General features: G+C 54.1%; 14 protein-coding genes. 5 read left to right on the forward strand and 9 right to left on the reverse strand.

The window, feature by feature from the left end; genetic code table 11:
• Positions 1-21: 21 nt before the first annotated feature.
• Positions 22-1,266, forward strand: a complete 1,245-nt coding sequence (locus CRO74_RS18490; RefSeq protein WP_097127747.1) for a hypothetical protein — start codon at positions 22-24, stop codon at positions 1,264-1,266.
• A 32-nt stretch (positions 1,267-1,298) separates the two neighbouring features.
• On the forward strand, positions 1,299-2,033 hold the full coding sequence (locus CRO74_RS18495) for a hypothetical protein (protein ID WP_097127748.1): 735 nt from the start codon (positions 1,299-1,301) through the stop codon (positions 2,031-2,033).
• An 18-nt stretch (positions 2,034-2,051) separates the two neighbouring features.
• Here the strand turns inward: CRO74_RS18495 and CRO74_RS18500 are convergent, their stop codons facing one another.
• From CRO74_RS18500 to CRO74_RS18525, 6 genes are all read right to left on the reverse strand, one after another.
• The gene (locus CRO74_RS18500) at positions 2,052-2,798 is read right to left on the reverse strand and encodes a hypothetical protein (protein WP_097127750.1); all 747 of its coding nucleotides are present in this window, start codon (positions 2,796-2,798) and stop codon (positions 2,052-2,054) included.
• A gap of 63 nt (positions 2,799-2,861) precedes the next feature.
• Positions 2,862-3,911 carry a patatin-like phospholipase family protein gene (locus CRO74_RS18505; RefSeq protein ID WP_097127751.1) on the reverse strand — a complete coding sequence of 350 codons (1,050 nt, stop codon included), beginning with the start codon at positions 3,909-3,911 and terminating at the stop codon, positions 2,862-2,864.
• Between the two features lie 213 nt (positions 3,912-4,124).
• Positions 4,125-5,288 carry an AraC family transcriptional regulator gene (locus CRO74_RS18510; protein ID WP_097127753.1) on the reverse strand — a complete coding sequence of 388 codons (1,164 nt, stop codon included), beginning with the start codon at positions 5,286-5,288 and terminating at the stop codon, positions 4,125-4,127.
• Between the two features lie 181 nt (positions 5,289-5,469).
• Positions 5,470-6,732, reverse strand: a complete 1,263-nt coding sequence (locus tag CRO74_RS18515) for an MFS transporter (protein ID WP_097127755.1) — start codon at positions 6,730-6,732, stop codon at positions 5,470-5,472.
• A 27-nt stretch (positions 6,733-6,759) separates the two neighbouring features.
• Positions 6,760-7,596: an ROK family protein gene (locus tag CRO74_RS18520; protein WP_097127757.1), complete on the reverse strand. Its 837-nt coding sequence runs from the start codon at positions 7,594-7,596 to the stop codon at positions 6,760-6,762.
• 42 nt (positions 7,597-7,638) lie between these two features.
• Entirely contained in the window at positions 7,639-10,230 is a 2,592-nt protein-coding gene (locus CRO74_RS18525; RefSeq protein WP_097127758.1) for a family 20 glycosylhydrolase, read from the reverse strand.
• 84 nt (positions 10,231-10,314) lie between these two features.
• Between CRO74_RS18525 and CRO74_RS18530 the strand changes: the two genes are divergently transcribed.
• From CRO74_RS18530 to CRO74_RS18540, 3 genes are all read left to right on the forward strand, one after another.
• Positions 10,315-11,412 carry an acyltransferase family protein gene (locus tag CRO74_RS18530; protein ID WP_097127760.1) on the forward strand — a complete coding sequence of 366 codons (1,098 nt, stop codon included), beginning with the start codon at positions 10,315-10,317 and terminating at the stop codon, positions 11,410-11,412.
• Positions 11,413-11,502: 90 nt separating this feature from the next.
• A complete protein-coding gene (locus CRO74_RS18535) occupies positions 11,503-13,092 on the forward strand; it encodes a sodium:solute symporter family protein (protein WP_097127761.1) in 1,590 nt (529 codons plus the stop codon).
• Positions 13,089-14,015: a dihydrodipicolinate synthase family protein gene (locus tag CRO74_RS18540; RefSeq protein WP_097127764.1), complete on the forward strand. Its 927-nt coding sequence runs from the start codon at positions 13,089-13,091 to the stop codon at positions 14,013-14,015. Before CRO74_RS18535 ends, CRO74_RS18540 begins: the two co-directional genes overlap by 4 nt.
• 6 nt (positions 14,016-14,021) lie before the next feature.
• Here the strand turns inward: CRO74_RS18540 and CRO74_RS18545 are convergent, their stop codons facing one another.
• Genes CRO74_RS18545 through CRO74_RS18555 form a run of 3 tightly spaced genes read right to left on the reverse strand, consistent with a single transcriptional unit; the run spans position 14,022 to position 19,863 of the window.
• Positions 14,022-15,476 carry a TolC family protein gene (locus CRO74_RS18545; RefSeq protein ID WP_097127765.1) on the reverse strand — a complete coding sequence of 485 codons (1,455 nt, stop codon included), beginning with the start codon at positions 15,474-15,476 and terminating at the stop codon, positions 14,022-14,024.
• A complete protein-coding gene (locus tag CRO74_RS18550) occupies positions 15,454-18,672 on the reverse strand; it encodes an efflux RND transporter permease subunit (RefSeq protein WP_097127767.1) in 3,219 nt (1,072 codons plus the stop codon). The genes CRO74_RS18545 and CRO74_RS18550 overlap by 23 nt, the downstream gene beginning before the upstream one ends.
• A gap of 54 nt (positions 18,673-18,726) precedes the next feature.
• A complete protein-coding gene (locus tag CRO74_RS18555) occupies positions 18,727-19,863 on the reverse strand; it encodes an efflux RND transporter periplasmic adaptor subunit (protein ID WP_097127769.1) in 1,137 nt (378 codons plus the stop codon).
• Between the last annotated feature and the right edge of the window lie 116 nt (positions 19,864-19,979).

Raw genomic sequence — 19,979 nt, forward strand, 5'->3', positions numbered from 1 at the left:
CTTTTAATCCACTCTCTTTTTATGCGCGACGAGATTCTGTCCAACCTGAACAATCCCCGGCAACTGGAAAAGTTGTACTGGACCAACAAAACAACCTTCAAAGCGGCTTTTAACGCCCTTTACCCAAACCTACAGGACAACCCGCTGGCGGAGGGATGGTACCAGCGACTCAACTACAGCCCCGATGATCTGCTCTGGGGCACGCCCACTGAACGGCTTTTTGTCGTAACAGCGTCCGGGTTGGCCGCGCTGCTAGCCCAACTCCCCAAACTGTTATCGCTGGATCAGGAGTTGTTTTATTCCCGCAATGTGGGCTTCATCGTGTTCCCGCTGTTGATCGCCTACTTTGCCTGGAAAAACAAAATTTCCTGGAAAACGGGCGCGTGGCTAGGGGGACTTACCCTGTTCGCCATTGTGTTCATCAACTTTCTTCCTAAAAATCCAACGAGCAACACGCTGATCCTGTCCTGTCTTCACTTGCCCCTGTGGCTGTGGTCTCTGCTGGGCTTTACGTTTGGCGGAGGAAAGCTGAAAGGTGAGGTGAACTGGCTGGGCTTTCTGCGGTATAACGGCGAGCTGGCAGTTGTAACGGCCCTTCTGCTGATAGCGGGCGGACTAACGACGGCACTTACCATCAACTTGTTCGCCCTGAGTGGCTGGAAGATCGAAACGTTCTACTTCAACTACATCGTAATTTGCGGACTGGCTGCGGTGCCTATGGTAGCCACTTTTCTTACCCAGGCCCAACCCGCGCTGGTCAACAAAGTCGCTCCGGTCATCGCGAACCTGTTCAGCCCGGTGGCGCTGGTGATGCTGGTCGTTTATCTGACCGCTACGGTTTTCTCGGGGAAAGACCCGTACCATGACCGCGATTTTCTGTTGCTGTACAATGCGCTGCTGATCGGCGTGATGGCCCTTATTTTCTTTTCGGTAGCCGAGGCTACGTCAGCCAGTAAAAAGCCCGCCCAGATTCTCATTCTCTTCCTGTTATCGGTAGTAACGGTCGTGGTGAATGGCATTGCTTTGTCGGCGGTGCTGTTCCGGATTGCCGAATGGGGCCTAACACCCAACCGGGCTGCCGTACTGGGGGCGAACGTCCTGATGCTCAGTCATCTGTTGTATGTAAGCGTACGACTCTTTGGGGCTATGACCCGCAAAACAAATCTCTCGCTGGTGGGCCGGTCAATGGCTTTCTTTCTGCCTATTTACAGTGCGTGGAGTGCCATTGTCGTCTTCCTGTTCCCGCTGCTTTTTAGCTTTAAATAAAAGTTGGAAACAGGGTTAGCACGGCAAAGATCATGAATATAGCGACTACGCTCGACCGGCTTCATGCTCGGGTAAAGCAAAATCGGTGGATGCGGTATTTTGCGGTTTTCAACCGCGTGGCACTGGCGATGGGGTTTTTACCGGCGGGCTACGTGAAAATTGCGGGGGAGCGGTTTACCAATTTATCCAATAATCACCCGATGGGCCATTATCTGGAAGCGCTTTACCATACCGGGTATTATTATACCGTTATAGGTGTTGCCCAGATGATGGCGGCTGTTCTGTTGCTGATACCACGCACGGCAACGCTGGGTGCGCTCCTCTATTTTCCCATCATTCTGAACATTACGATCCTGTCGTTTTCGGTGCGATTTGACGGGTCGTTGCTATCGTCGCCCTTAATGGTACTGGCAAATTTGTACCTGCTTTGCTGGGATTATGACAAATTGAAATTCATTTTTCCGTTCAATCACTCAACACCTCCGGAGGCTCTGCCCGCGCCCGCACTGAAAAGTCTAATGAGTACGTTTCCCAAACGGTTCTTCGCCGGGGTGGCTACAACGGTTTTTCTGGTAGGGTTGTTCGTAACAAACGTTTATGACATCAAACCCCGCAACACGTTTCCGGATTGCGTAAGGCAACGTGCGAATAGCCGTAACCCAAAGGCATGCCACGAGTTCTGCGACTGTATTCACACCAGGGGGAAGCCCCTCAATACCTGTTTGGAGCAGTACAAGAGCGCGCTGGGAGGCAAACGGGTGAATTAAGAGAAGAGTTTAAGGACACTACATTGATTTTGGTTGCAGAATATTCTGGGGAGATCTGTCAGTGTTGGCAACAAGGTGGGTGTCAGTAACCTTGATACTATGGACATCGGCTTGAATAACAGTCGGTTCGCTCTCTTTCTTTGTCAGATTGAAGCTCTTGAGTAAACTTTGTATGCGGGACGGGTCATAGCCAGCCATATAAGCAAGCAGCGATACCGTTACGGCAAATCGGGTGTACGAAGACGCCGTCAACCCTGTAAACTCACCCGCGTTATTGGTATCGATTGAGCTCGTAAAGTTCGTCAGGTACGACCCGGCAATAAAGATCATGAAGGTGATAAAGCCACGGAGAAGCGAAACCAAAGGGCTTTCGGTCATGTACAGATAGCTCTGAAAATCGGTCGAGTTAGGACTAAGCGAAGCCGGGTTAATGATAGAAAACTTATTACTGGCGGCTAAATTACTGGCGATTCCGCCCAACGCTCCTGCCAATGACGCCAATAAAGCAACGTTTGTTGGCGTTAGGCTGACGGCGTAAAGGGTGAGATAATACCAGTCTATCCTGTCGGCAGGAATGATGCAAGCCCTAAACGTTGTCGAGTCCAGACTTAAACCGAGGACAAATAAGGTAAGCCATCCCACAAAAAGAAAAGTACCGATAATATTCCGCGTTGCCTTCCCGGCTTTAGTGAGCAAACGAGGGTTTATCTCTTGTGCTTCAGGTATAGCTTTATCCACGGGTGTCTCATGTTTGGCAGGCATCATGGTATCTGAGAAGTAGAGTGTATACAGGGTAAAGCCAGATAATGTAACGTGTTGTCAGTTGACTTAAGGAGCAGACAAATCATTCTGTTTATTGCTAATCAGCATGTCTGCCAGCTGGTCCAGTTCTTTATTACAGGTAGTAGCTGTCGTTTTGCCAACTTCCAGAAGAGCCCTCAGATTTTTTGGCTGTGCATTATCCATGGCCATATCGGCATCTCTGAGATCAGCGGGTTGGAAACGCATGTACTGCTCTTCTCTTTTTATGGCTGAATACATCTTGGAGAGGTGGTAATCAGTAACTTCAGCGGCTCCCGACATCATAATGTCAATAACGGGCCGTACCCAGCCAATGGAGCCCCAGTTGCGTGCTACGTTGTATGAGTACGGTTCGTTTTCGCTGCCCGTACCCAGCGATACGATGAGCATGTCTTTTGCCGTTAGTTCGGGCTTCATGTTGCGTACCTCCGAGTAGGCGCACAAGGCCGGATTGTTGGCAAATACGCCACCGTCAATGAGCGGGTAACTAACATCATCAAGCGAATGAATAAGGGCTGTTTCAAAGTAAGTAGGAGCCGCAGAAGTTGCCCGGCATACATCCCGAACCAGGAAGTCATGTGATTTTCCCAGCGCACCTGCGTCATTCTTATTGAAGAAGTGCGTTCTGCGTTTACGGATATCGTAGGACGTAATCAAACATGGCCTGAGTAGCTCACTGAGTTTTGTGTTGCCGAAATAGCGTTTTAGTATTCGTTCCAGTTGTGTAGCATCATGCTTCTCATCCAGCACACCGTCGCCGGAAGCAACCTTTTTCCAGACGGATATCTCAAAGATGTCATCACCATATTCCAGGTAAAGATCCACTGCATTCTGAGCCGTAAAACGCGGTCGTTGCTTATTGTCCGGGCATAAGTAAAGACTGGTAAGAATGCCTCCCGTTGACGTTCCGGCAAAAAAGTCAAAAAAATCCGCCAGCCTAACCCCATCCGGATAGGCCAACTTTAACGAGGGTATTTGGTTAACTCGGGCAGCTAATTTGGCTTCGAGTGTTACAATGATTTGTCCGGGAATAATGCCTCGGATACCCCCGCCGTCAATTGATAAAATTGTGTACATTACTTTTGGTATGCTTACAGAAACTTAAGACTATCAGGGGGTTAGGTGTATTCTTAGTAAGAAATAGTCTGCTTTTTTGTGATAAACCTATAAATTTTATATGTATTTAAGAATGGGAAAAATACCCTTTTTTGACGGTTACTCAGAAGCTGAAAAGAGGAGTTTGATGATTTTTTTTATTGTTGACAGACGGTAATGAATGCCCCGCGCCCGCTACTTCCCGGCCAGGTACCGATGCCGGTATTTGAGGGGCGTACAGCCTTTGATCTGCTTGAACTGACGGGCAATGTTCTTGGTGTCGTTGAGCCCTAAATCCATGGCAATCTCGAACACCGCCTGATCGGTTTCGAGCAGTTTTTTGGCGAATTTCTCGATGCGTAAATTCTGGATGTACTTGTAGATTGGATAGCCGATCACCTGCTGGAAACGCATTTCGAGCGACCGTCTCGATAGGGGCACCTGCTTCACGACATCGTCGACCTGTAGGTTCTTGTCGATGTTCTGGTGGATGTATTTCAGCGACACGGCAATGTACTCGTCGGGAGTGGCGTAGATGTCGGTCGATTGGCGGGTGATGACCTGCGTTGGTTCAACCACGATGTCGTAGCCCTGGGTTATTTCTTTGCGGATCAGCCGGTCGAGGAGGTGGGCGGCATCATAGCCCCCTTTCTCGGCATCGAGGGTAATGCTGGACAGGGGCGGGTCGGAGAGTTCGCAGAACATCTCATCATTGTCGACACCCAGCACGGCCACCTCTTCGGGGATACGGATACCCGAATGCCGACAGGCCTCCGTAATGTGCTGCCCAAGCCGGTCGTCGCAGGTCATGATGGCAATGGGTTTGGGTAATGAAGCCAGCCATTCGCTCAGTGAGCTGGGTTTGTAGTACCACAGTTCGCTGGAACGGGCTTTTTCGTGTTCAAAATACGTGACCTGATACCCCGCTCGCGTCACCCGTTCCTCAAACCCTTCGGCCCGCTCCCGCGACCAGACGATGTTGCTGAAGCCATAAAAGGCAAAGTGCTGGAACCCCTTTTTTAGAAAGTAATCGGCACCCATCGCCCCCGTTTCGCGGTAGGCCCCGGTGATGTTGGGAATATCGGTAAAACGCTCTTTAAAGTCCTGCGCAATGACGGGAATCCCCGCCTGCACGATCTTTTCCACACTGACGTCATTGTACAACTGTCCTACAATACCGTCGGCCTCCCACTCCCGCGCCCAGTCGAGGATGCCGTCGATACCCATCGTTTCCCGGTGAAAAAGCGGCATCCGGCAAAATACCCAGGGGCCGTGTTCCCGCGAATATTTGGTGATGCCTTTCAGCAGACTCTTGCTGTACTCTTCCGAAAAGTCGATTAGCAGAATTATCTTGTGCATGGGGGAGGGGAGTGTGGAGTTAAGTCCTTACTAAACTGATTGATGTATCGGACCGCATCTTGCTGTCCAGCCGTCAGGCTAATTTTTTAAACAGCAGTATATACAAATTAGCCTGACGGCTGGACAGCAAGATGCGGTCCGATACATCAATCAAAATACAACATGACTTAGCGTGCTCTATTCAACTTCCTGCGGTTTCCTTTACCGATTCAGCCTTTCGCTTAATCGTCGCATTACTGACCAGCGGTTTGGCCCAGAATCCGATACTGACAATGTAACCCAGCGTGATGAGCATGAGCAGCATAGACCAGCGCAAGCCCACCAGTTCGGCCACTCCACCGATGAGGAGCGGGGTCAGCGCACCCCCGACGATGCCGGTACACAAGATACCGGAAAAGGTGCCATGGTGATGAGGTACCGAATTCAGGGCCAGCGAAAAAATGATCGACCACATCACCGACGCAAAGAAACCGGTAGCCGGTAAGGCAAAAAGCGCCCACGCTTTGGGGCCAAACAGACCAACGACCAGCATCAGCATGGCTCCCAGGGTGAAGATGATCAGTACTTTTCGGCTATCGGTAAATTTAAGCAGCACTAACCCCAGCACACAGCCAACGGTCATCAGCCCCCAGAAATAAGCCACGGCCGTAGCGCCCGCAGTGGCCGGATCGACGCCATGATACAGTTGCAGAAACTTCGACATCCAGTTGGCAATACCCTGCTCCGTGCCGACATACGCAAAAATACCAGCGAAAAAGAGGAGAACTGTTCGGTTACGCAGCAGCTCCCGAAGCGTACCGCCCACCTCAATCCGTTCGTCGTCGCGCAGAACCACCGCCGGGAATTTGATCAGGCCCACCACCACGATCATGAGTAGGGTAATGACGGCGAAGACCCAGTACAACGATACCCACTCCAAATGCAGCGGCACCAGCCGGTTGAGTAACTGAATGAGGAAAGAGGGATCATTGGTATGTACGGTGCGGACAAAGTAACTGTACAGCAGGGGGCTTAAGAAAGAAGCCGCACCGGTAAAAAGCTGCGCCAGTACCGAATTGAACGCGAAGTGTTCTTCGCCCCCGGCCACCCGGAGCAAGGGGTTGATGGCTACCTGCAACATCGCCATGCCCATGCCAATGGAAAATAGCGAAACCAGCGCCACCGAAAAATGGGGAATCAGCGCAAAGAACAGCGCCCCCAGCAACGCCAGAAAAAAAGCCCCGATCAACACCGGTTTCTCATGGTATTTCTCCACCAGAATACCCGACGGCATGGACACGCCATAAGCGACAAAAAAAGCGAACGGCAGAAAACCCGCCAACCCGATACTTAGCTGGAAACTGTCGACCAGATCGGGGATGATTGGCCCGAGAATATTGGTCAGAAAGGAAATGACAAAGAAGATCAACAGAATCAGGACAACCAGCAGCGAGTTTCGTTTCATAGTTTTTTGGAAGAGGAATCGCGGATTTTATACCAGTTGGCGCACCAGCGCAGCCGCGCCCAACAGGGCAATATTCTCGTTCTGGGACTGAAAAATCTGTAGCCGACGGAGCGTTACCGGATACGCAAAGTCGGCCATGCTTTCGTACATCGTTTCCCGGAAAAATGAGTACGCTTTGGCAATGGAGCCGCCCAGCACAATCACGTCGGGATCATAGGTATAAAGCACCGCTTTTACGGCCACACCGAAATGTTTGCCGAAATCAGCCCAGAGTTTCAGCGCGGTTTTATCCCCAAGGGTAGCCGCCAGACTGGTCTCCAGCGCCGTTGTGCCGTGAACGGACTCGAAAAACTGCGTAGCCGCATACGACTCGATATTTTTGTCGAGGTACGGCAGCAGCCCGATTTCGCCCGCCCCGCAGTTGCTGCCCGCATACAACTGATTGTCGATGATAATGCCTGACCCCAGCCCCGTTCCGATGGACATACCTACCGCCGATCGGTAGCCTTTGGCCAGCCCGAACTGATGCTCGCCGAGGATAAAACAGTTTACATCGTTATTCACGAAAACGGGAAGATCGAACTCTTTTTCCAGAATATCGCGCAGGGCCACTTCCTCCCACGAGGGAATGTTGGCAACATTATAGACAATCCCCCGGTCGATATCCACCACCGATGGCACCCCAATGCCGATACTATTTACCGAATCATCCGCGAAGGGCTGGATAAGCGCGATAAGCTGCGCCAGAGTAGCCGAAAGGGAGTCTTTTTGTTCCAGCGCCATGCTTCGCTGGCGAATAAGTATACCATTATCGACCAGACCAACGCGCACATTGGTTCCGCCTAAGTCAACTCCGATAGTCATAGAAAGCAGTTTTTGGTTTTAATCTATACGGTCACTGTGACTTTATAGACTTGTACTGGTAACGGCCACCGCCCGGCTCGACCGCCCGGCGCTGTCAAAACTTTTCAATTTCACGCTACCCGTCACCGGCACTGGACTTTTGTACAAAGGCGATTGACTGGTAGGTTCGGAGCCGTCGGTGGTGTAGCGGATTAGCAAACCCGGTAGCTCGACATTGGCGCGGAGCATTCCCTTTTCGACGAGTGCTCCCGGTGGTGGAAGCCGGTAGGCATACCCTCCGTTGATGCGGGCCAGCCGGGGCAGGTCTTTCTGCGCGATGGTATTGGCGAACACGTTCCAGCCAGTGCTGATGGCTTTTTCGCGCGCCTGTCGGTTCTCGATGGTCTCCCAAGGGCGTTCCGGTGCCCAGGCACTTTCGGCAAAACCCATTAGTTTGGGCAGCATGTAATATTCGGCCATGTCGCGGCCTTTGACGGTTTCGCTCCAGAGCTGAGCCTCAACGCCCCGTATGTTTTTGCGAGCTTCGGGCTTCATCCGTTCTAGGCCGGTAAAGTCAAGGGGTTTGCCCATGGACGTTTTGTAGGTGGTCTTAAACATATCGAACGGGGCAAATACCCAGCTATTGCGGGTATCAACGTAACCCGCCCAGTAAAGTCCCGGCTCGCGGGGGTCGTTGGTATAGGCGAGGTCGAAGTAAAAGTTCGACACGTTGCACAGCACGACCGGATAACCGGCATTGGCCAGGCGGTTGCCCAAATCGGGGTCGAAAAGGTTATTCCAGATGTACGGAACGACCTTCTGACCGACAAAGGCCGGGTTGGGTACATAAGCTCCCGCTGCCGATTTAGTGAGGGCGACCTCTTCCCAGCCGTGAACTTCCAGATTGCGCTTTTTGAGCCGCTTCAGCAGGTTTTGGAAGAAATACGCCTGTAAATTTTTAGGATCGCCAATGGTCGGGTTTTCTTTCAGCAACTTAGCCGCAATGGGTGATTTTGTCCAGGCGCCCTCCGGTACTTCGTCGCCACCGGCGTGCATAACATCCATCGGCACCCCGGCTTCTTTGTACAGTTTGGCGATTTCGTCCACCACTTTTTCGTAGAAACGATAGGTGGATTCCTGCCCAACGCTCACCACGTTGTCGGTGTATCCCTGCGCGGACAGGTAGACGGATTTGTCGTTGGGGTCGATGAGCCGGTATTCGTTCGCTTCGCGCTCTTTGCCTTCCTTCATCAGCCGTTCGTAACGGGCTTCCATGGCTTTGATGGCGGCCCGCGCGTGACCCGGAAAGTTCAGTTCGGGAATCACCTTGATGTGCCGCTCCTTCGCGTATTTCAGGATTTCGACAAAATCGGCTTTGGTGTAATAGCCGCTGCCGTATCTCCCTTCGGCATAGGCGTTCGGGCCGGAGCCATAGGCTGGGTGCAGTACCGGCGTTTCCTTGCCGGACGTGTGTTGCCGCTGGGCACCCACTTTGGTCAGCTCAGGGAGCCCGTCGATTTCGAGTCGCCAGCCTTCGTCTTCGGTGGTGTAGAACAGAAAGTGGTTGACTTTGTAAAAGGCCAGCAGGTCGAGAATACGCAGGATGGTTTCTTTGGTCTGAAAATTCCGGCTCACATCCAGGTGCAATCCCCGAAACGGGAAACGGGGCGCATCCTCGATCTGGGTGTAGCGGAGCGAAATAGCAGCGGTGGGAGCCAGGTATGCTTCCGTGGGCAGGAGGGCCAGCAGGCTTTGTATGCCGTAAAACACCCCGGCTGCATCACTTCCAGTAATGGAAATGCCGGTTCCGTCAACACCGAGCCGATAGGCTTCCTTAGCCGTACCATTGACGCTGACGCTGCCGGTTTTTAGGAAAATACCCGTTGCCGGTGGTGTTCCGGTCGCTACCGAAATGTCTTTTCCGGTTAAGGCTTTCAGTTTCTGTTTGAGAAAATTCGCTTCGCCTTCGAGCCCTTTTTCGGTGTAAATCGACATGGACGATGTTAAGGCCAGGGTTTCCGTACCGGTAGTCAGTTTGACGGGTGAGGGAATGATTTTCTGGAGCTGTTCGGCGGGGAGCAGCGAAACCGACAGGTTGTTTCGATAGGTGTTTTCGGCGGAGTAGGGTGGTTCCAGGTCGTTCCTGCCCCGCTGCATCTGTTCTTTCCGGGTAAACGGCCGGACGGTGTAGTTGGCAATCTCGGCCACGCTTTCTTCCTTACCCGCTTTGTCGTACAATACAACGTACAGGCCCAAAGGTGCATCGGTCAGTTTGGTAACGGCTTCGGTGCCTTCGTACCGGATTTGAGTCGATGCACCGGGTTTGAGCGTAAATCCTTTGTTCGGTTTAAGGGTATACCAGTCGCCGTTGATGTGCCGAACCGTGGCCAGTTGGGGCGTTTTCGGCGTAATGATCGGGCGGGGTGCCATGTTGAAGAACAACGCCCAGTTGGCATCCGTCAGCGTCTGGTCGCTGTTGTTTTTGATCGTAAAACGAGCTTCGAACCCATCTTTGACGTCGGTGAAATTACTGACCAGCTCCCAGGAAACCACCAGTTGCCGCCCCGCTGCGCCGTCTGCTGTGGGTGACTGCCGACAGCCGAAAATGCCAGCGACCGTCAGAAAAAGGAGAGCGGCAAAAAAACCAATACGCATAAATAGTCAGGTTAAGTAGCCTATATAGTACTCAATTCAGTACTAAAGGTACTATTGCCGTACGTGTGCTTTTTTATGTTTTAAATGATACCCCAACCCCATCGCCTGATTTCGCTGGATGCCATGCGTGGATTTACCATTGCCGCCATGATCGTTGCCAATTTTCCGGGCAGTGAGGAGTTCGTTTACTTCACGCTGCGGCACTCGGTCTGGAATGGTCTGTCGTTTACCGACCTCATTGCGCCGTTCTTCCTCTTTATCGTGGGCATTTCCATTGTGCTGGCCTATGCCCGGAAGCAGGCCGACGGGAGTCCGAAAGGGCCGCTGATTCAGAAAATCGTGTTTCGGTCGCTAAAGATCTTCGCCGTGGGTATGTTCCTGAACCTGCTGCCCGATTTCGATTTTGCTAACCTGCGCTGGACGGGCACCCTTCACCGAATCGCCATTGTCTTTCTGGTCTGTGCCCTGCTTTTTCTGACGACGAACTGGAAGCAGCAAGCATGGATTGCCGCCCTTACGCTGGTAGCCTACTGGCTGGCTATGACCCAAATTTCCACGCCAGACGAGGGCCGCGTGGTGCTGGAACCGGGCCGGAATCTGGCAGCCTGGCTCGACCGGCAGTACCTGCCCGGACGCATGTGGCAGGGCACCTGGGACCCCGAGGGCATTCTCAGCACGTTTCCGTCCATCGTAACGGGCATTCTGGGGATGCTGGCCGGGCGTCTGATGATAAGTTCTGCCAGCCCGACCGAAAAGGTATCGTACCTCATGACGGCGGGTTTGTTTACGGCGGCTCTGGGGTATTTCTGGGGGCTGACGTTCCCGGTCAATGAAAACCTCTGGACGAGTTCCTTCGTGCTGGTGACTGCCGGTTTCGCAGCTCTTGTACTCGGGGCAGTTTATTTTCTGGTCGATGTGCTGGGGTACACGTCCGGCACGAAACCGGGGGTTGTTTTCGGGGCCAACGCCATTGCCGTCTACGTACTGGCCGACCTGCTTGCACTCATTTTCTACCGGCTCAAGGTCGGGGGGGGACCCCTGAATGAGCAGGTGGTAGCGGGTCTGACGGCCGTGGGTGTGCTGCCCGAACTCGCCAGTCTGCTGTACGCCCTGCTGTTCGTCGGCATCAATTTTATCCCGGCTTATGCGCTGTACCGGCGACAGATTTTTATAAAACTTTGAGCCTGTGTAGGGTAGGGGCTAACCCCAATTTTCCTTACCCCTCAAAACGACCCTGATCCGAACCCTTGCCTGACACCTTCGTAGTATTCCATGAAAAATCTGCCCATTTTTGATCTTGCCGTTATTGCCGCCTACCTCGTTGCGATGGTGCTGGTTGGCGTTTACTTCTCCCGGAAAAACAAAAACGCCGACCAGTTTACTAAAGCGTCGGGACTCATTCCGGGCTGGGCGACCGGCTTGTCCATCTACGCGACGTTTCTGAGCAGTAACACCTTTCTGGGTGTGCCGGGGAAAGCCTTCGGCGGTAACTGGAATTCCTTCGTTTTTAGTCTATCCATGCCCCTGGCGGCTTACATGGCGTCCCGCTTTTTTGTGCCGTTCTACCGGCAAACGGGCGAAATATCGGCCTACACCCACCTCGAACACCGTTTCGGGCCGTGGGCCAGAACCTACGCCGTGGTCTGTTTTCTGCTCACGCAACTGGCCCGGATGGGCTCGATCTTTCTCGGTATTGCTCTGAGCTTGCAGGCGCTGACGGGCTTTTCCATGCAGATGATCATGGTCGTGATGGGCGTTTGCATCATCATTTATACCGTGCTGGGCGGCATGGAGGCCGTTATCTGGACGGAGGTGGTGCAGGCTGTCGTTAAAACCTTTGGCGCGTTGCTGATTCTGTACCTGATCGTGCAGGCCATGCCGGGGGGCGTTACCAGTATTGTCGACATTGGGGCCACGCACGACAAATTCAGCCTGGGTACGTTCTCGCCCGATTTCTCCCAATCCTCGTTCTGGGTGGTGCTGCTCTATGGGTTCTTTATCAACCTCAATAATTTCGGGATGGACCAGAATTACATCCAGCGCTACCACACTACGGCATCGGCCAAAGAAGCGTCCAAGTCGCTCTGGCTTTGCGTATGGCTGTATGTTCCGGCCTCGCTGCTCTTTTTCGTGATCGGCTCCTGCCTGTTCGCTTACTACCAGGTTCACCCCGAATTCATCGACGCCATCAAGCAAAAAGTAGCGCTGGACCGGTTACCCGCTACGGCATCGGCGGCTGAGGTAGCGCGGTTGGTAACTTCCCTGCAACCCGCCGACTATGGCGATAAAGTGATGCCGCATTTCATGGTGACCAACGTGCCGCCGGGCCTGATGGGCCTGATCATTTCGGCCATTCTGTCGGCGGCCATGAGTACCATCAGCTCGGGCATGAACGCATCGGCAACGGTCTTCACCGAAGACATTTACAAGCGGTACTTCAACCCCAATCCCAGCCCGAAGAAACTACTGGCGCTACTGCATCTGTCTACGGTTGTGGTGGGGGTAATGGGGCTGGCTGCGGGGCTGGCTATGATCGGGGTGAAGAGTATTCTGGATGCCTGGTGGACGCTTTCAGGTATCTTTGCGGCCGGTATGCTGGGGTTGTTTCTGCTGGGTCTGATCAGTCGGCGAACGACCAGCCACGAAGCGCTGACAGCCACGGCTATCGGTGTGCTGGTCATTCTCTGGATGACTTTCTCCGGCAACCTCCCCGACGAGTATGGTTACCTCCGGAATCCGCTGCACAGCAACATGATTATCGTGGTGGGCACGCTCACCATTTTCCTGATCGGGGTACTCCTGACAAAACTAAAAAATGGCCGTTCGACGCCCAGCGAACAGACGGCCGCTATGGCTAAATGATTGACATGAAAACAGCGACTAAAGGCTTTATTCCCGTAATGCTCACGCCCTTCACCGATTCGGGGGCCATTGATTTCGACGCCCTGACGCGGCTTACTGAATTTTACCTGGAAGCCGGAGCGGCCGGTATGTTTGCCAACTGCCTGTCGAGTGAGATGTTCGAACTGAGCGAATCCGAGCGGCTTCAGCTCATCCGTCACGTCATTAAAGTGGTGAACGGGGCAGTGCCGGTCGTGGCCACAGGCACCTTTGGCGGGCCGATTGACCAACAGGCCGATTTTGTGAAACAGGTACACGACACCGGCACCGATGCCGTCATTCTGATAACGGGTTTACTGGCCGACGAAACGGATTCGGAAGCGGTGTTCAACGAGCACGTTTTTCAGTTGCTGGACCGTACGGAAACTATTCCGGTCGGGTTTTACGAATGCCCGGTTCCCTACAAACGCCTGATTTCTCCCGAGAATCTCAAGCTGTTTGTGGACACCAGCCGGGTCATTTACCACAAGGATACCTGCCTCGATATTCACCAGATCGAAGAGAAACTACGGCTGGCTTCCCGCCCTGGCTTTGGCCTGTACGATGCTTACATGGCCCATGCCGTCGCGTCGCTGAAGGCCGGTTCGGCGGGGCTATCGTGCATTCAGGGCAACTACTTCCCTGAGCTGATCGTCTGGCTTTGTGAGCATTACGACGACGCCGATCAGCCCGAAAAAGTAGCCCGCGTGCAGCAGTTTCTGATCGACAAGATGGATGTGATACACCATGTGTACCCCATCACATCGAAGTATTTTTTGCAGCAGCGCGGGCTCAACCTTACCACGTTTACCCGCCGGGAAGTAGGCACGTTTACCCCGGAAATTGCCCGGCAGATCGACGGCCTGCTGGCCGACTATACCCGGTTACAGGAGGAGTTGGCCTAAGCCGACCTACTCCCAGCCACCACCCAGCGCCCGGTACAGATCGGTGAGCGACAGGAACTGCGACTGCTTCGTGTTGATGAGGGCCAGTTCCGCTTCCAGCACCGAGCGCTGGGCCGTGATGACTTCCAGATACGAGGCATAGCCGCTGGAAAAAAGGTCGTTCGACGTGGCAACGGCATTTTCGAGCACATCGACTTCCTGCTCCTGTAGGTCAACCACGGAGCGGAAGTTTTCGACGCCCCGCAGGCTGGTAATGACTTCGCCGAAGCCGGTTACGATGGTTTGCTGGTAGCGGTAAAAGGCCTCCCGGCTCTGGGCTTCGGATTGCCGGAAGTTGGCTTTCACGAAACGGCGGTTAATGACCGGACCAGCCAGACCACCCAGTATACCCGTCGCAATGGACGCCGGATCGAACAGCGATGCGGCCCGGAAAGAGTTCAGTCCCACATAGGCCGACAGGTTCAGGCTGGGCAGAAATTCCGCCCGCACGGCTTCAACGTCGATATTGGCGGCTGCCAGTTCGAGTTCAGCCTGCCGGATATCGGGTCGTCGGGTAAGCATCCGGGCGGGCAGGCCCGTGAGCATCTGGCCGGGGAGTTCCCGTTCCTGAAGCGACTTGCCCCGAACGACGGGTTGCGGATACCGGCCCAGCAATCGGTTCAACTGGTTTTCGGCGTCGACAATCTGCTGCTGAATCTGTTTTTGCCGACTGCGGGTGTTTAGAAGCTGGGCCGCAAACTGCTGAACGGCCAACTCCGTAACCCGACCGGCCTGTTTCTGAATCCGGACCAGATCGAGAGCCCGTTGCTGAAGGGAAATGTTCTTTTGAAGAATCTCCTGTTCGCCGTCCAGCGCCAGCAACGAATAATAGTAGCGGGCCACTTCGGCAACGAGGGACGTTATAACCGCGTGACGCCCTTTTTCGGACGCCAGAAGCCGGACGTACGCGGCCTTTTTGCGATTACGGAGCTTGCCCCAGATGTCAATTTCCCAGGTAGAGCGGGCACCCAGAAAATAGTCGGGAGTGGGGTTGGGGATTACCAGATTGCCCCGGATGTTTTCCGATAGGTTCGTGTCGAAGTTACCCACACCATTTAGGGTGGTTTGCCCGTACCGGTCCAGCCCCGCCGACCCCACCGCGTTTACCTGCGGAGCCAGGAACCCCCGGCTGTAGTCGAAGGAGGCTCTTGCCATCTCGATCCGCTGGGTGGCAATGCGTAAATCCAGATTACCGGCCAGTGCTGTGTCGATGAGCTGCACCAGATTCGGGTCGTCGAAGAACTGCCGCCAGTTCTGGCTGGCAATCCCGACGGAATCCGTACTGCCCACGAACGAAACGGGTGTTTGCCGGGCCTTGGGCGGTTGCATGAGTCGGGGCACCTGACAGCCGCTTAACAGTAGCAGGCCCGCAATTAAATAAACACTGATTCGGGTTAAGTTAGGGATGAATGGCTGTTCCATTAACGTGAGATTGGGTGGATACGGGAATGACATCCGCATGGGTTTGCTTGGGGTGATGGGTAGTCGGCTTATTGTCTTCCGTAGGTTTGGACGCGAACCGTTCGGCGAGTTTGGCGAAGATGACGTACAGCCCCGGTATGATTATCAGTCCGAAAATAGTGCCGGTAAACATACCGCCAGCCGCTGCCGTACCGATGGAGCGGTTACCCAGGGCACCGGCACCGGACGCCATACAGAGCGGAATCAGACCGGCGATGAAGGCGAACGACGTCATCAGAATAGGGCGCAGACGCGATACGGCCCCCTCCAGCGCGGCCTCTATAATTGGCAGCCCTTCTTTCTGACGCTGGTTGGCGAACTCCACGATCAGAATGGCGTTTTTGCCCAGCAGGCCAATGAGCATGACCAGCGATACCTGCGCGTAGATGTTGTTTTGCAGACCGGCCAGTTGCAGAAAGGCAAACGAGCCAAATATGCCCGTGGGTAAGGATAACAGTACCGGCAGGGGCAGGAGCAGGCTCTCGTACTGGGCCACCAGCAGCAGGTAGACGAACACCAGACAGATGGCGAAAATATACAGCGCCTGATCCCCCGACATCACTTCCTCCCGCGACATCCCCGACCATTCGTAGGCGAATCCTTTGGGAAGTTCTTTGGCGGCTACTTCCTCGATGGCCTTGATCACGTCGCCACTGCTGTAGCCGGGGGCGGCATCCCCGTTGATCATTGCCGACGTGTACATGTTGTAGCGGGTAAGCTGCTCCGGCCCGTACACCCGCTCCAGACTAACAAAGTTGGAGTAGGGCACCATTTCGCCCTGGTCGTTCTTGACGCGCATGTTCAGCACATCTTCAGGCTTGGTCCGGTAGCTGGGTGCCGCCTGTACCATCACTTTGTACATCTGCCCGAACCGGATGAAGTTCGACGCGTAGTAACTTCCCATCAGCGTTTGCAGGGTGCTCATGGCGTTGTCGATGGACACCCCTTTCTGGGATGCTTTCTCCTGATCGACGTGCAGCATGTACTGCGGAAAGCTGGGGTCGAAACTGGTAAAGGCGTTCCCGATTTCGGGGCGTCGTTTCAGGGCGTCGATAAAGTCCTGCGCTACTTTCGCCGTTTTTATAAGGTCGTCGCTCCGGCCCTTGTCAAGCATCCGCAGTTCAAAGCCGCTTGAGTTACCGAAGCCCGGCACCGTAGGGGGAGGGAAAAACTGAATACTGGCGTCAGTCACGCCTTTTGTTTTTTCTTCCAGGGTAGCAATCAGCTCCTGCATCGACTCGTTTCGCTCTTCCCAGGGTTTGAGGTTGATCATGGCCATGCCGTAGGAAGACCCGGCCCCGTCGGTGAGCAGACTGAATCCGGCCAGTGTCGAGACGTTTTCAACCGATTCCTCCTGAGAGGCAATCACTTCGATCGCGTCCAGCACTTTCTCGGTCCGGCTAACAGTGGCCCCTACGGGTGTGGTTACGTTTACGTACAGCATACCCTGGTCTTCGGTGGGGATGAAGCCCCCCGGCAGCACGGTGCTGATACCCCAGGTAGCTACCACGAACAGCAGCAGCAGCCCCCACGTAATGATTCCCCGACTCACCACCCGGCGGAGCAGGCCCTGATACCAGTTCGCCAGCGACTCATACCCCCGGTTGAATTTAACGAAGAACCGCCCCAGCAGCCCCGTCTTCTCGCCGTGCATGGGTCGGAGCAGAATAGCGCAAAGAGCGGGGGTGAGTGTGAGGGCGTTGACACCCGAAATGACAATGGCAATCGCCAGTGTGAGCGAGAACTGCCGGTAGAAAATTCCCACCGGCCCCGACATAAACGCGACCGGCACAAATACCGCCGACATCACCAGTGTAATAGCCACAATGGCCCCGGCAATGTCGCCCATGGCGGCAAAGGTGGCGGCTCGCGGTGCCAGGCCCTCTTCTTCCATTTTGGCGTGAACGGCCTCCACCACCACAATGGCATTATCGACCACAATACCGATGGCCAGCACCAGCGCGAACAGGGTAAGCAGGTTGATGGAAAAGTCAATGGCACTCATGAAGGCAAACGTACCGATCAGGGCCACCGGTACCGCCAGGGCACAAATGAGCGTTGAGCGCCAGTCCTGCAAAAAGAGAAAGACAATGATGAACACCAGTATGAAGGCTTCGATCAGGGTGCGGATTACCTCGTGGATGGACGCATCCAGAAAACGGGATACGTCATAGGCGTAATTGTAGGTCATACCGGTTGGAAACGACGTTTCCTTCAACTCGGCCATGCGCGTTTTCACGTTGGCAATCACGTCGCTGGCGTTGGAGCCGGGCCGTTGCTTGAGCATGATAGCCGCCGAGGGACGCCCGTCGTTTTTGGATAAAACACCGTAACTGAGGGAGCCGAATTCGACATCGGCCACGTCTTTCAGGCGAAGCAGTGAGCCGTCGGCGTTGGCCCGCAGCACAATATTTTCGTACTGGGCCGGTTCGAAGAACTTACCCGTATAGCGGAGTACGTACTGTAATTCCTGCTGTGCCTGGTCGGCACTTTCGCCCGCTTTGCCGGGGGCGGCTTCCACGTTCTGCTTCCGGATACCGGCAATGACCTCGTCGGCCGAAATGTCGTAGGCCGTCATGCGGTCGGGTTTGAGCCACACCCGCATGGAGTAATCCCGGTTGCCCATGATAGCGGCAAAGCCCACGCCGTCGATGCGTTTGAGTTCGGCCAGCACGTTGATATCGGCGAAGTTGTAGATGAATTTCTCATCTACCTTCGGGTCGTCGCTCACAATATTGAGGTACAGCAGCATACTGTTCACCTCTTTTTCGGTCACGACCCCGGCCTTTATCACCTCTTCGGGTAGTTCGTCCATGACGGTTGTTACGCGGTTCTGCACGTTGACGGCCGCCAGGTCGGGGTCCGTCCCGACCTTGAAAAATACCTGAATCAGGGTGGAACCGTCATTCCCCGAAATAGAGGTCATGTACGTCATGTTGGGCACTCCGTTGATGGCGCGTTCGAGGGGCGTGGCTACCGCCTTGACGCACACGTCGGCGCTGGCTCCGGTGTATTTGGTCGTTACCGTTACGGACGGGGGAACGATGTCGGGAAACTGCGTTACGGGCAGACCAGTGAGGGCCAGTACGCCCAGCAGCACGATCAGTACCGAAATGACCGTTGAGAGTAAAGGCCGTTTAATGAAGGTATTAAACATAGTTGAGGCTATCTATAAAGCGAAAAAACGGGTAAAGACTGGCGCAGTCCTTCGTTAGCGGGCAGTGGCATAGAGTGCTTGTAAGCTACTGGTAGCCAAAGGTTTGGGTGTAATGGTCATCCCGTCTTTCAAACTCTGAATACCTTCGTAGACAATGCGGTCGCCTGCTTTCAGCCCCGATTGAACGATGTAGAACTGATCGACCCGGCTGCTGGGCACAAAACTTCTGCTTCTGACTTTATTGCTGGCATCGACTACGTAAACGAAGTTCTTGTCCTGCACTTCAAAAACGGCTTTCTGTGGTACCAGAATGGCATCGTCTACGTCGTTGCTCATCCGGATCTTGCCCGTAGCGCCATGCCGCAGCAATTGTTTGGGGTTGGGGAACGTAGCCCGGAAGGCGATGGTGCCGGAGTTACCTTCGAAGACCGTCTCGGTCGTTTCAATCTTGCCTTTCTGGGGATAAACAGAGTCGTCGGCCAGGAGCAGTTCCACTTCGCGGGTGGTCGTTTTGTTGGGGTCCTGCCGTTTTTTGACGAAGGCCAGGTACTCTTTTTCCGACACGTTGAAGTACGCGTACATCTGGCGGAGGTCGGAAATGCTGGTGAGCAGCGCCCCCTGTTCGATCAAACTGCCGCGTTTGAACGGTATCCGGTTGATCACCCCATCGAACGGTGCCCGGATGCTGGTTAGGGACAGGTGGAAGCGGGCCTTATCCAACGCGGCTTTGGCCCCGTCGATGGACGCTTTGGCCGTTTCCATCTTGGCGCGGGCGAGTTTGGATTCGGAAGGAGAGATGATCTTTTTTTCCACCAGCAGCTTCACCCGCTCCATTTCTACCTCCGCCGATTGTGCTTCCGCGCTGGCACTTTCGAGGTTAGCCACTGCCCTGGCCACTTCAACCTGGTATTCGGTTCCGTTGAGTTGAAAGAGGAGTTGACCTTTATGGACGGGCTGGCCTTCGTCCACCAGAATATTATCCAGATAACCGGCCACTCGTGCCCGAACTTCCACATTCTGAACGGCTTCCAGTTCACTGGCGTAGTCGCGGTCGAGGGTGGCTTCCTGTTTGCTGAGCTGAATAGTGGGGAGCGCCGGGGCTGATTCTTCCTGTTTTTGTTCACTTTTTGCTGAACAGCCGGTTAGCAGAACGCCGGTCAATAGGGCTAGTATGCCTGAATAATGACGCATAAAGAAAAGTTGATCTAAGAAGGGGTGTATTCGAGGTCAGCGACGGTCCACTTGCGGACGGGTACGCTGAATCCGTCGGTAAGTAGGCACACCCAACTAAGGATCAGATTAGAAAA

This window comes from Spirosoma fluviale (assembly GCF_900230225.1).
GTDB lineage: Bacteria > Bacteroidota > Bacteroidia > Cytophagales > Spirosomataceae > Spirosoma > Spirosoma fluviale.

What these genes read in the sequence shown, in the direction of transcription:
- CRO74_RS18490 (WP_097127747.1), top strand. Translation starts at nt 22, where the DNA reads ATGCGCGACGAGATTCTGTCCAACCTGAACAATCCCCGGCAACTGGAA.
- CRO74_RS18520 (WP_097127757.1), bottom strand. Translation starts at nt 7,596, where the DNA reads ATGACTATCGGAGTTGACTTAGGCGGAACCAATGTGCGCGTTGGTCTG.
- CRO74_RS18525 (WP_097127758.1), bottom strand. Translation starts at nt 10,230, where the DNA reads ATGCGTATTGGTTTTTTTGCCGCTCTCCTTTTTCTGACGGTCGCTGGC.
- CRO74_RS18530 (WP_097127760.1), top strand. Translation starts at nt 10,315, where the DNA reads ATGATACCCCAACCCCATCGCCTGATTTCGCTGGATGCCATGCGTGGA.
- CRO74_RS18495 (WP_097127748.1), top strand. Translation starts at nt 1,299, where the DNA reads ATGAATATAGCGACTACGCTCGACCGGCTTCATGCTCGGGTAAAGCAA.
- CRO74_RS18515 (WP_097127755.1), bottom strand. Translation starts at nt 6,732, where the DNA reads ATGAAACGAAACTCGCTGCTGGTTGTCCTGATTCTGTTGATCTTCTTT.
- CRO74_RS18510 (WP_097127753.1), bottom strand. Translation starts at nt 5,288, where the DNA reads ATGCACAAGATAATTCTGCTAATCGACTTTTCGGAAGAGTACAGCAAG.
- CRO74_RS18505 (WP_097127751.1), bottom strand. Translation starts at nt 3,911, where the DNA reads ATGTACACAATTTTATCAATTGACGGCGGGGGTATCCGAGGCATTATT.
- CRO74_RS18550 (WP_097127767.1), bottom strand. Translation starts at nt 18,672, where the DNA reads ATGTTTAATACCTTCATTAAACGGCCTTTACTCTCAACGGTCATTTCG.
- CRO74_RS18535 (WP_097127761.1), top strand. Translation starts at nt 11,503, where the DNA reads ATGAAAAATCTGCCCATTTTTGATCTTGCCGTTATTGCCGCCTACCTC.
- CRO74_RS18555 (WP_097127769.1), bottom strand. Translation starts at nt 19,863, where the DNA reads ATGCGTCATTATTCAGGCATACTAGCCCTATTGACCGGCGTTCTGCTA.
- CRO74_RS18545 (WP_097127765.1), bottom strand. Translation starts at nt 15,476, where the DNA reads ATGGAACAGCCATTCATCCCTAACTTAACCCGAATCAGTGTTTATTTA.
- CRO74_RS18540 (WP_097127764.1), top strand. Translation starts at nt 13,089, where the DNA reads ATGATTGACATGAAAACAGCGACTAAAGGCTTTATTCCCGTAATGCTC.
- CRO74_RS18500 (WP_097127750.1), bottom strand. Translation starts at nt 2,798, where the DNA reads ATGATGCCTGCCAAACATGAGACACCCGTGGATAAAGCTATACCTGAA.